The following is an 11,508-nucleotide window of genomic DNA, read 5'->3' as shown; positions in this document are numbered from 1 at the left end:
GTATCCCCTTGGGAAAGTGGAACTCAGATTCCTTCTATGGCCCGGCAATACTACGAACCGCAATCCATCGCTTGCGGCTCGCCGTGAGGAGAGGGCGGACGAGCTTGCATTTTGTCCAGCGCCATGCGGGCCCGGCTGGCTTAAGCAGGTCCGGGGCGGCGAAGCGGGCTTGCGCTCACCAACCGCCATGCACCCAACTGCGCAGGTCCTAATCGGCCAGCCGCAGTGCCACCTCGTTCATGAACCGCGCATCGTCGCCCTTGGCCAGCCACTCTGCCTCGGCCCCGATGGCGCCCAGCATATCGGCCAGCGCGTCGGTCTCACTCTTGTGGTAATTGCCCAGCACATAGCCATGTACCCGGTCCTTGTGCCCCGGATGCCCGATGCCGATCCGCACCCGGCGAAACTCCGCCCCGATATGCGCGTCGGTCGAGCGCAGACCATTATGCCCGGCGTTTCCACCGCCGCGCTTCACCTTCACCTTCATCGGTGCCAGGTCGAGCTCGTCATGGAAGACGGTGACATCCTCGGGCGCCAGCTTGTAGAAGCGCATCGCTTCGCCCACCGACCGCCCGCTTTCGTTCATGAAGGTCGCGGGCTTGACCAGGATGATCTTCTCCGGCCCGATCCGGCCTTCCTGGACCCAACCCTGGAACTGCTTCTTCGGCGGAGAAAAGCGATGCATGTCCGCGATCACATCGACAGCCATGAAGCCGACATTATGCCGGTTCATCGCATATTGGGTTCCGGGATTGCCCAGCCCAGCCCAGATCTGCATCGCGTCCGTACTCCAAAGAAAAATCCCGCCCGCCGGGTAGGCGGACGGGACTTGAATTTCCACCCCAAAGGGTTGGCAAAAGGGCTTAGGCGCCTTCGGCCGGGGTTTCGTTGTCGCCCTCGGCGCTCTTCAGAGCCGACGGAGCAACGATGGTCGCGACAGTGAAGTCGGTTTCGTCATGGGCAGCCTTGGCGCCCTTGGGCAGCTTCACCGCGCCGATGTGGATCGATTCGCCGACATCCAGGCCGGTCAGGTCGATCACGACATCGTCGGGGATCAGGGCCGCGTCGACGATCAGTTCGACTTCATGCGCGACGATGTTGAGTACGCCGCCCTTCTTGATGCCCGGCGAGGCGTCTTCATTCTCGAAGCGCACCGGCACGTTGACGTGGACGGTGGCATGTTCCGAAACGCGCAGGAAGTCGGCGTGCAGCGGACGGTCGGTCACGGGGTGGAAAGCCACATCCTTGGGCAGGGTGCGGATCTTCTTGCCGCCGACTTCGACGAAGACGACCGAATTGAAGAAATGGCCGGTGCCGAGCAGCTTGCCCAGGAGCTTTTCCTCGACGTGGATCGACTGCGGTTCTTCATTGTTACCATAGATGACGGCGGGTACGCGGCCCTCACGGCGGAGAGCGCGGGAGGCTCCCTTGCCTGCCCGATCGCGTGCCTCTGCCGACAGCGTAAGCTGCTCGCTCATTGCGTGTCTCCAAAAGCAAATTGATGTAAGCGCCCGTCACGCCTCCAGGGATGACCATGCCGGGACCGCGGCCCAATAGCAGAAAAGGGTAGGAAAGCAAGAGAGGCGCGCTATTGCACCCGCGTCACCTTATAACCTCTGGCTTCCAGCAGTTCGATCAGATTGCCCTTGCCCGCCAGATGTCCTGCCCCAACGGCAATGAACGGGTGCCCGTCCAGCGCTTCCACCGCCTTCACCCAATCGCGGTTGCGCTCGACCAACACCGCCCGCTCGACCACCGGGTCGGGTTCCTCGCTGAGCTGGTCCTCCCGCGCGAGGGTGGCGACGTCGCCCCTGATCCACGCCTTGAGGATGCGGTCATAGAGCGTCCGCATATCCTTGGCCTCATGCACGGTATCGGCCAGCAATCGTTGCTGCGCTGCTTCGGGAAGCGTGTCGAAGGCCCTGAACTGCCTTTCCACCGTCTCCAGTCCGCCGATCGGCTTGCCTGCGTCCTTGAATGCCGCGATCAACGCCGGTTCCACGCCATTATCCTGACTGACATGCAGTGCCTGCTGCGCCGCAGCGGAAAGCAGCATCGCCGCCGCCCAGCTTTCATAACCGGACAGGGCCTGGCTGGACGTGCCCCCCTTATTCGCGATCTCGTTCAGGGCGGCCTTGTCCTTGCCGGGAACGCGGGTCTCGAGCGGTGGAAGTCCCGGACTGCGGCCCATTTTCTCGAACAGTGCCAATGTCCGTGCCTGATCCTGAATTTCCGCCGATTCCAGCACAAGCCGGTCGGCGCGCGCCACGGCATCACCGATCGGCGCGGTTCGCCACTGCACATTGTCCGGCAGCACATGGATCGTGCCGAACAGCCAGCCATCGATCCCCTTGCCCTCGATCCTCCAGAGCGCGGGGCCGCCACCCGGAGGCGGGGCAGGAGGCTGGCTCCCGCAAGCCACGATCAGGAACAGGGCGGCCAGTCCCAGCCCCAGTCCCGGCCTCAGTCCCCGCCCCAGTCCCAGTCCCGGCCTCAGTCCCCGCCCCAGTCCCAGTCCCGACCCCAGCAGCCAGAGCCAGCGAGCCCACCAGCGCGTCATTTCACTGCTTCACCCGCTCCGAAGAGATGCCCAGCGCCTTCAACTGATCCTGCACGCTGCCCTTGCCCGCCAGATGCCCCGCGCCCACGGCGATGAACACGGTGCCCGGCTGGTCGAGCCGCTGCTTGATCCACTTCGCCCAATTGGCGTTGCGCTGGATCAGCAGCACCTTTGCCAGTTCGGGCGTCGCCTCCAGCGATTCGTTCATCTCCACGGCCAGCTTTTCCGGTTCGCCCCCTTGCCAATGGTCGAGAAGGCTGGCGAATTCCTTGTCCATGTCGGGCAGCCCCTCTATGGTCGCGGTCAGGAACTTCACCTGCTGTTCCATCGGCAGCCCTGCAAAATAGCCGAGCTGCTGTTCCACTGTCTCCAGCGCGCCGACCTTCTTGCCTGACGCCTTGGCCTTGGCGGTCAGTACCTTCTCCGCACCGAGGTCCGATTGATAACCCAGCTTCGCCAGCGGCTGGACCGACAGCGCCATGCCCGCCATCCAGGGGTTGAACATCTCGAACGCCGGCCATGGCAGCCCGTTGGCGGTCATCGCGGCTTGATATTTGCCTCGCTCCTCCGTGCCGAGCCGGTCGGACAGCTTCACCCCGTCCCGTGCCAGCGCGACCCCCGCCATGGTCGATGCCAGCGCATCGGGGTCTTGTGGCTCCACGATTTCCAGGACCAGTTCGTCGGATCGTTCGAAGGCTGATTTGACCTCGCCCTTATACCAGTCGATCCCCGGCTTCATCACATGAACCGTGCCGAACAGATAGATGGTGGTATCCGCATCCTTCACCGTCCACAGCGCCGGCGTCACATAGGTCTGGCGGGCTGCCGCATCGCGGGCGGAAACGGGCTGTCCCAGCGCGCATCCGCCAAGCAGCATCATGGCGGGGGCGAGCCAGCGGAAGGAGGGCCATTTCATGTCTGTTGCGGGTCCGTTCCTAAAAGGGTTTTGCCATCCATGCGGGCCGCCGGGCATCAGGGCAAGCGGATTTACCGTCAATCGCACCCTCTTTTCCTTGACCCTGCGCCCTCGCTGCGCCAAGGCGCGCCGCAATCGAACCGTCATTTTTCGAGCCGTGATTTCTGGGGACCATCCGTGGCGACAAGCAAAGCGCTCTCCTTTCAGGATCTGATCCTGACGCTCCATGCCTATTGGGGTCGCCAGGGCTGCGTCATCCTGCAACCCTATGACATGGAAGTGGGCGCTGGCACTTTCCATCCGGCGACCACTCTGCGCAGCCTGGGTCCCAATGCCTGGAACGCCGCCTATGTGCAGCCCAGCCGCCGGCCCACGGATGGCCGCTATGGCGAAAACCCCAATCGCCTCCAGCATTATTACCAATATCAGGTGATCATGAAGCCGAGCCCGGCGAACCTCCAGGAACTCTATCTGGGTTCGCTGGTGGAGATCGGCATCGATCCGCTGGTCCACGACATCCGCTTCGTCGAGGACGACTGGGAAAGTCCCACGCTGGGCGCCTGGGGCCTGGGCTGGGAAGTCTGGTGCGACGGCATGGAAGTCACCCAGTTCACCTATTTCCAGCAGATGGGCGGCTTCGACTGCAAGCCTGTGGCGGGCGAGTTGACCTACGGCCTCGAACGCCTCGCCATGTATATTCAGGGCGTCGACAGCGTGTACGACCTGAAATTCAACGACGCGGGCGTCACCTATGGCGACGTGTTCCTTGAAAATGAGCGGCAGATGTCGAAGTGGAATTTCGAGATCGCCGACACCGAAAAGCTGTTCCGCTGGTTCAAGGATGCCGAGGCGGAGTGCAAGGCGTCGCTGGAGGCCGGCGTTCCGCTCGCCGCCTATGACCAGGCGATCAAGGCGAGCCATGTCTTCAACCTGCTCCAGGCGCGCGGCGTCATTTCGGTGCAGGAACGCGCCAGCTATATCGGCCGTGTCCGCGATCTGGCCAAGGGTGCCTGCGAAAAGTGGATGGAAGTGAACGGGTGGGCCGCATAATGACCGATTTCCTGCTCGAACTGCGTTGCGAGGAAATCCCGGCGCGGATGCAATTGAAGGCGTCGGAAGACCTGGCCCGCCTCTTCACCGAGGAACTGGCGAAGGCTGGCCTGAAGCCGGAAAGCATCGACAGCTTCGTCACGCCGCGCCGACTGGCGCTGGTCGCCCGAAACCTGCCGCTGGAAACCGCCGCCGTCAGCGAGGAATTCAAAGGCCCGCGCACGTCTGCTCCGGTTCAGGCGCTGGAAGGCTTCCTCCGCAAGACCGGCCTGACGCAAGACCAGCTTGAGGACCGCGACGGCGTCTGGTTCGCCGTGGTCAACAAGCCCGGACGCGCCACCGCGCAAGTGCTGGCCGAAGCCGTACCCACCGTCATCCGCGCCTTCCCCTGGCCCAAGTCCATGCGTTGGGGCGCGGCGTCGCAGACCACGGAAAGCCTCCGCTGGGTCCGCCCGTTGCAGGGGATCGTCGCGATCCTGGGCGAAGAGTTGGTCGACATAGAGATTGAAGGCATCCGCAGCGGCTATGCGACGCTCGGCCATCGCTTCCATCACCCCGGCGAGATCACCATCGGCGGCGCGCACGACTATGCCGAAAAACTGCGCGCCTGCCATGTGATCGTCAGCCATCAGGAGCGCCAGTCGATCATCGAGGCCAGGGCTGCGGAAGCTGCCGCTGCTCACGGCTATACGGTGATCGAGGACAAGGGCCTTGTCGCTGAAAATGCGGGCTTGACCGAATGGCCGGTCCCGCTGCTGGGCGATTTCGACCCCGCCTTTCTTGAGGTTCCACCTGAAGTCATTCAGCTAACCCTTCGTATCAACCAGAAATATTTCGTTCTGCGTGATGCGAGCGGCAAGCTGGCTCCGGCCTTCATCTGCACCGCCAATATCGAGGCGAAGGATGGCGGCGCGGCGATTGTCGCAGGCAACCGAAAGGTTCTCGCCGCCCGTCTGTCGGATGCCCGCTTCTTCTGGGAGCAGGACCGCAAGACGAAGCTTGAGGATCACGCGAAGAAGCTGGAGCGCATCACTTTCCACCAAAAGCTCGGCACCGTGGCCGACAAGGTGGAGCGCGTCGCGAAACTGGCCCGCTGGCTGGTCGAGGAAGGCATCGTAAACGGTGCGAACGCGGATGAGGCCGAAAAGGCTGCGCGCCTCGCCAAGGCTGACCTCGTCACCGAAATGGTAGGCGAGTTCCCTGAATTGCAGGGTGTCATGGGCGGTTATTATGCCCGCATGGAAGGATTGTCCGATGCGGTGGCAGATGCAATCCGTGACCATTATAAGCCGGTTGGGCATGGTGATCAGGTGCCGACGGCGCCAGTGAGCATGGCTGTGAGCCTTGCAGATAAGCTTGATAGTTTAGCCGGCTTCTTCGCGATTGAGCAGGCGCCCACGGGTTCGAAGGATCCTTTCGCCCTTCGTCGTGCAGTTATTGCCGAGGCAGCTATTTTCCAGTCGGGACTGCGGGCATCCCAAAGTCGCGTGATGCAAGAAGCAGTAGACTCTGTAAGGCTTTTGCCTTCGGTTCAAGAAAATGAGCAAGCCTACGAGGCCGCCGCTGGGGCATATGCCAATTTGGAAAACAGAATTCTGGGAATGAGCTATTCCCAGCATGTCGTCACAGAATTGGTGAGTTTTCTCATCGATCGCCTCAAGGTCCAGCAAAAGGAAGCAGGCGTCCGCCACGACCTGATCGACGCGGTATTCGCGCTCGGCGGGGAGGACGATCTCGTCCGCCTGCTCGCCCGTGTGACAGCGCTCCAATCCTTCATCGCCACCGACGACGGCGCCAATCTGCTCGCCGGTTACAAGCGCGCCGCCAATATCCTGAAGAAGGAAGGCGTCGAAACCGCCGAGAAGGTGGAACTCACCTACGCCCCTGAACAGGCAGAGGCTGACCTGATCGCCGCGCTCGACGCTGCCGAGCCTCGTGCCGCAGCCGCCGTCACGGCGGAGGATTTCGAAGGCGCCATGGCCGCACTTGCAACATTGCGGGCGCCGATCGACGCCTTTTTCGAAAGCGTCACCGTCAATGATGCCGATCCGGCAAAGCGTTCGGCTCGCCTCGCGCTGCTTGCGCGGGTGCGGGACGCGGTCCACGCGGTGGCTGATTTCTCGAAAATTACGGGTTGATACCGAAAGATACCCGCCCAAGCGGGAAAATCAGTGAAGTAAGAGAGCAATTATCGTAAAAGCAGGTGCGTTTATCGCTCCCCTGTTTTAAAGTTTTGTTGCAACGCACAAGGACACGGCAATCAGTGCAGGAGAGCCGCGATTATGTTGACAATGGAAGAGGCCAGCATGAGCACGACCGCGACCCGTTATGTTTATCGTTTCGGCGGTGGCGTCGATGACGGCGGCAAGGGGAACAAGAATCTTCTCGGCGGCAAGGGCGCCAATCTGGACGGCATGGCCGCCATCGGCCTGCCTGTGCCTCCGGGCTTCACCATCACGACCGAGATGTGCACCCGCTATTATACCGATGGCGGCGTCTATCCCGAAAGCCTGAAGGCACAAGTCGCGAACGGCATCGCCCATATCGAGGGCATCACCGGCAAGAAGTTCGGCGACAAGGCCGATCCGCTGCTGGTGTCCGTCCGCTCCGGTGCGCGCATTTCGATGCCCGGCATGATGGATACGGTGCTGAACCTTGGCCTCAACGACGAAACCGTGCTCGGCCTCGCCGCTGCATCCGGGGACGAGCGTTTCGCCTGGGACAGCTATCGCCGCTTCATCCAGATGTATTCGGACGTCGTGCTGGAACTCGACCATGGCGCCTTCGAGGAAGCCCTTGAAGTCGCGAAGGAAGACCAGGGCTACACGCTCGACACGGAAATGACCGCCAACGATTGGAAGGCGCTCGTCACCGAATATAAGGCGCTTGTTTCAAAGCTTTGGAGCAAACCCTTCCCGCAGGATGTGAACGACCAGCTTTGGGGCGCGATCAGCGCCGTGTTCGGGTCCTGGCAGGCCGACCGGGCCAAGGTCTATCGCCGCCTGAACTCGATCCCGCACGACTGGGGCACCGCCGTCAACGTGCAGGCGATGGTGTTCGGCAATATGGGCGACACCTCGGCCACCGGCGTCGCCTTCACCCGCGACCCCGCGACCGGCGAGAATGCCTATTATGGCGAATATCTGATCAACGCCCAGGGCGAGGATGTGGTGGCGGGCATCCGCACGCCGCAATATCTGACCCAGCAGGCGCGTGAGCGGGCAGGGGCCAAGCCGCTGTCGATGGAAGAGGCGATGCCGGAAACCTATGCCGAGCTGGCGCGGGTGTTCGAGATTCTCGAAAAACATTATCGCGACATGCAGGACATCGAGTTCACGGTGCAGCAGGGCAAGCTCTGGATGCTCCAGACGAGGTCGGGCAAGCGCACCGCCAAGGCGGCGCTCAAGATCGCGGTCGAGATGGCGAATGAAGGGCTGATCACGGAGGAAGAGGCCGTTGCCCGCGTCGATCCCGCCGCGCTCGACCAGCTTCTGCACCCCACGCTCGATCCCAAGGCGCCCCGCGATGTGCTGACCAAGGGCCTGCCCGCCTCGCCGGGTGCGGCTTCGGGCGCGATCGTGTTCGACGCCGACACCGCCGAGCGCCGCAATGAACTGGGCGATTCGGTCATCCTCGTCCGCGTCGAAACCAGCCCCGAAGACATTCACGGCATGCACGCGGCCAAGGGCATCCTGACCGCGCGCGGCGGCATGACCAGCCACGCCGCCGTGGTGGCGCGCGGCATGGGCCGACCCTGCGTCTCCGGCGCGGGCAGCCTGTCGATCGACAACGCCAACAAGACGCTGCGGATTGGCGACCGCACGCTCAAGGAAGGCGACGTCCTCACCATCGACGGCGCGACCGGCGAAGTGATGGCGGGCGAAGTCCCGACCGTGCAGCCCGAACTGGCGGGCGACTTCGGCGTGCTGATGGGCTGGGCCGACAAGGTCCGCCGCCTCAAGGTCCGCGCCAATGCCGAAACGCCGCTGGATTGCCAGACCGCTCGCGATTTCGGCGCGGAAGGCGTGGGCCTGTGCCGCACGGAACATATGTTCTTCGACGCGGCGCGCATCACCGCCGTGCGGGAGATGATCCTGGCGGACAGCGAAAAGGGCCGCCGCGTCGCGCTCGACAAGTTGCTGCCGGAACAGCGGGACGACTTCGCGCAGATATTCATGGTGATGGCGGGCCTGCCCGTCACCATCCGCCTGCTCGATCCGCCGCTGCACGAATTCCTGCCGCATGGCGAAGCGGAGTTCGAGGAAGTGGCCAAGGCCGCGGGCGTCGGCGTGGAAACGCTCAAGCGCCGCGCCGCCGAACTGCATGAATTCAACCCGATGCTGGGCCACCGCGGTTGCCGTCTGGGTGTCACCTATCCTGAAATCTACGAAATGCAGGCCCGCGCCATCTTCGAAGCCGCGCTGATCATCAAGCAGCGCAGCGGCCCAGATTCGTTCGGGGCGCCGATCCCCGAAATCATGATCCCGCTCGTCGCGACGAAGAAGGAACTGGAATTGATGAAGGCCATCGTCGACAGCGTGGCCAAGCAGGTGTTCGAGGAGCAGGGCGCTTCGGTCGACTATCTGGTCGGCACCATGATCGAACTGCCCCGCGCCGCATTGAAGGCGGGCGAGATCGCCGAAGTGGGCGAATTCTTCTCCTTCGGCACCAACGACCTGACGCAGACCACCATCGGCATCAGCCGCGACGATGCGGGCCGCTTCCTGACACAATATGTCGACAAGGGCATCTTCGCCCGTGATCCGTTCGTCAGCATCGATGTCGAAGGCGTGGGCGAACTCATCGAACTGGCTGCCGAACGTGGCCGCGCGACCCGCAGCGGCATCAAGCTGGGCATTTGCGGCGAACATGGCGGCGACCCGGCCTCGATCGCCTTCTGCGAGCAGACCGGTCTCGACTATGTGTCGGCATCGCCCTATCGCGTGCCCATCGCCCGTCTCGCCGCGGCCCAGGCCGCATTGGCGAACCGGAAGTAACAGGGAGGGGCGGGACCGATGTCCCGCCCTTTCTCCCTTTCAGGCCTGGTGGGCGCGATGCGCGTAGAGCCGCGCATGTTCGTCGTCCCTGCGTGCGTCCAGCAAGCGGGCCTGCTTGCGCCAATCCTCCCGCGCGATCACGCCCCGCTTTAGTCCCAGACGTGTTTCCAGCGCGGCCTCCTGCTCGCTGCCGATGGCGGCGATCTGCCGGTAGCGATGATAGCCTGCCTCGTTGAGCGCGACTTCATCCTGTGGCGTGATCCCCTGAATGCGGCTGAGATCGTCGCGCCCGTGTACGGCGCCTGCCACCGCTTCTGCTGTGCCCGGACCGATCGGACCGGATTGTTGCTCCAGTTCGGCGATTCTGTCCTGGGCGGCCGCAAGGCGCGTTTCGCGATCCTGGATCGCCTGGCGATGAGCGAGCTGTTCGTCCCGCCAATAGCGCTTATATTTGCCACGCCCGCTCAGCATCAGGCCCAGCACCAGCCCGACCAGAAGTGCGATCAGCAACAGGGCGATTTCATTGAGGGTGAAGGTCATCGTCATGCATCCTTTCCTGCTGCGGGAACGAGCGGGTCGGGACAAAGGTTGCGGCTCGGTGCTTCCACGGGCACGGGCCGTCAAAAATCTGCAAAAAGGGGCTTGCCCAATCGGGCTGACGCTTCTATCTGCGCCACTCCAACGCACCCGTAGCTCAGCTGGATAGAGCATCAGACTACGAATCTGAGGGTCGGACGTTCGAATCGTTCCGGGTGCGCCATTTTCCCCCGACATCGATGCACATGGTCCGATCCGTTAGCGGTGCGGGCATCTTGCGTGTGGTTGTGAAGCCGACGGAATTTTAATTTGAAAATGGCGAACTTAAGGGCTTGCCAGACCGCTCTGCCCCTTATATCTGCGCCTCCACAACGCACCCGTAGCTCAGCTGGATAGAGCATCAGACTACGAATCTGAGGGTCGGACGTTCGAATCGTTCCGGGTGCGCCATTTCGGAACGGTTAGCTTCGTCGCGCGTAGCACCTCCGATGCACAACAATGCTACCATCTTCTACAACCGCTACATCGCCTGCCTGAATGCCCGAGACTGGGAAAGGCTCGGCGAATTTGTGACGGACGACGCAGTTCACAACGGGCGCACCCTCGGTGTGGATGGTTATCGGGCAATGCTTGAGGAGAATTGCCGCGACATTCCCGATCTCCAATTCCACGTCGATCTCGTCGTGGCTGATGAGGGCCATATCGCGTCTCGAATAGGCTTCGATTGCACACCGACCGGCGAATTCCTCGGTCTGTCTGTCGATGGAAGGCGCGTCATGTTCCATGAGCACGCCTTTTACACTCTTGCCGCAGGCAAAATCGCCGAGGTGTTCTCCGTGATCGACAAGGCGGAAATTGAAGCTCAGCTCAGGCTCTAGAGATGGCGACTCCCTTACAATCCATATAGCCGACGACCGGCTCGCCCAGATCAGGCGGAAGGTCGAAGCCTATGACTTGGATCAACTTCCAGATGCGGGCGGCTGGAAATCCGGGATCGGGAAGGCGGATCTCGGGCGGCTGATCGACTATTGGTTCAATCAATCCGACTGGCGTGATGCGGAGCGCCGCCTGAACCTCCTTCCGCATTTCACCACGCAGATCGAAGGGCCGTGCCTTCATTTCATCCATGTCACAGGCGACGGCGCCCAGCCGCCGCTCCTGCTTCTGCACGGCTGGCCCGGCTCGTTCATCGAGTTCGGGCAGCTCATCGCGCCGCTCGTCGCTGATGGGCATGATGTGGTCGTCCCGTCGTTGCCGGGCTTTGCCTTCTCCATGTCCCTCCCAACCATTGTCGGGCCGATCCGGATCGCGGAACTGTTGCACGGCCTCATGGCGGAGTTGTTCGGTGAGACGCGGTATCTCGTCCAAGGAGGCGATTGGGGTTCCGGGATCGCGACGCGGATGGCCTATAGCCATCCCGAGGCGGTGACTTGGCATTCACCTTGACA

Annotated in this window: 10 protein-coding genes and 2 tRNA genes; 7 read left to right on the top strand and 5 right to left on the bottom strand. The window is 62.6% G+C overall.

Going from position 1 to position 11,508, the window contains the following annotated elements:
- Positions 1-208 precede the first annotated feature (208 nt).
- From pth to YP76_RS07660, 4 genes are all read right to left on the bottom strand, one after another.
- Positions 209-778: an aminoacyl-tRNA hydrolase gene (gene pth, locus YP76_RS07675; RefSeq protein ID WP_046762997.1), complete on the bottom strand. Its 570-nt coding sequence runs from the start codon at positions 776-778 to the stop codon at positions 209-211.
- Between the two features lie 85 nt (positions 779-863).
- Positions 864-1,478, bottom strand: coding sequence for a 50S ribosomal protein L25/general stress protein Ctc (locus YP76_RS07670; protein WP_046762996.1), 615 nt, complete (start codon positions 1,476-1,478; stop codon positions 864-866).
- Positions 1,479-1,588: 110 nt separating this feature from the next.
- Positions 1,589-2,467: a TraB/GumN family protein gene (locus tag YP76_RS07665; RefSeq protein WP_052757366.1), complete on the bottom strand. Its 879-nt coding sequence runs from the start codon at positions 2,465-2,467 to the stop codon at positions 1,589-1,591.
- Positions 2,468-2,561: 94 nt separating this feature from the next.
- The gene (locus tag YP76_RS07660) at positions 2,562-3,476 is read right to left on the bottom strand and encodes a TraB/GumN family protein (protein WP_046762995.1); all 915 of its coding nucleotides are present in this window, start codon (positions 3,474-3,476) and stop codon (positions 2,562-2,564) included.
- 177 nt (positions 3,477-3,653) lie between these two features.
- Here YP76_RS07660 and YP76_RS07655 point away from each other — a divergent pair, with 177 nt between their 5' ends.
- The 3 genes from YP76_RS07655 (at position 3,654) to ppdK (ending at position 9,523) form a co-directional block, all read left to right on the top strand.
- Positions 3,654-4,526, top strand: a complete 873-nt coding sequence (locus YP76_RS07655) for a glycine--tRNA ligase subunit alpha (RefSeq protein ID WP_046763280.1) — start codon at positions 3,654-3,656, stop codon at positions 4,524-4,526.
- On the top strand, positions 4,526-6,664 hold the full coding sequence (glyS, locus tag YP76_RS07650; protein ID WP_046762994.1) for a glycine--tRNA ligase subunit beta: 2,139 nt from the start codon (positions 4,526-4,528) through the stop codon (positions 6,662-6,664). Before YP76_RS07655 ends, glyS begins: the two co-directional genes overlap by 1 nt.
- Positions 6,665-6,808: 144 nt before the next feature.
- Positions 6,809-9,523, top strand: a complete 2,715-nt coding sequence (gene ppdK, locus YP76_RS07645; protein ID WP_046762993.1) for a pyruvate, phosphate dikinase — start codon at positions 6,809-6,811, stop codon at positions 9,521-9,523.
- Positions 9,524-9,562: 39 nt separating this feature from the next.
- On the opposite strand, the gene YP76_RS07640 is transcribed toward ppdK, so the two are convergent.
- Positions 9,563-10,069: a hypothetical protein gene (locus YP76_RS07640; protein WP_084733069.1), complete on the bottom strand. Its 507-nt coding sequence runs from the start codon at positions 10,067-10,069 to the stop codon at positions 9,563-9,565.
- A gap of 137 nt (positions 10,070-10,206) precedes the next feature.
- Here YP76_RS07640 and YP76_RS07635 point away from each other — a divergent pair.
- From YP76_RS07635 to YP76_RS07620, 4 genes are all read left to right on the top strand, one after another.
- Positions 10,207-10,283 (top strand) — tRNA-Arg (locus tag YP76_RS07635).
- A 150-nt stretch (positions 10,284-10,433) separates the two neighbouring features.
- A tRNA-Arg gene (locus tag YP76_RS07630) sits at positions 10,434-10,510 on the top strand.
- A gap of 38 nt (positions 10,511-10,548) precedes the next feature.
- A complete protein-coding gene (locus YP76_RS07625; protein WP_046762992.1) occupies positions 10,549-10,938 on the top strand; it encodes an ester cyclase in 390 nt (129 codons plus the stop codon).
- A complete protein-coding gene (locus YP76_RS07620; protein WP_232307480.1) occupies positions 10,916-11,506 on the top strand; it encodes an epoxide hydrolase family protein in 591 nt (196 codons plus the stop codon). Before YP76_RS07625 ends, YP76_RS07620 begins: the two co-directional genes overlap by 23 nt.
- Positions 11,507-11,508 lie beyond the last annotated feature (2 nt).

The organism is Sphingobium chungbukense, assembly GCF_001005725.1.
In the GTDB taxonomy this organism is placed as follows: domain Bacteria; phylum Pseudomonadota; class Alphaproteobacteria; order Sphingomonadales; family Sphingomonadaceae; genus Sphingobium; species Sphingobium chungbukense.
Note: the sequence above shows the minus strand (reverse complement) of the source record. Positions and strands in the feature narration are given on the sequence as shown.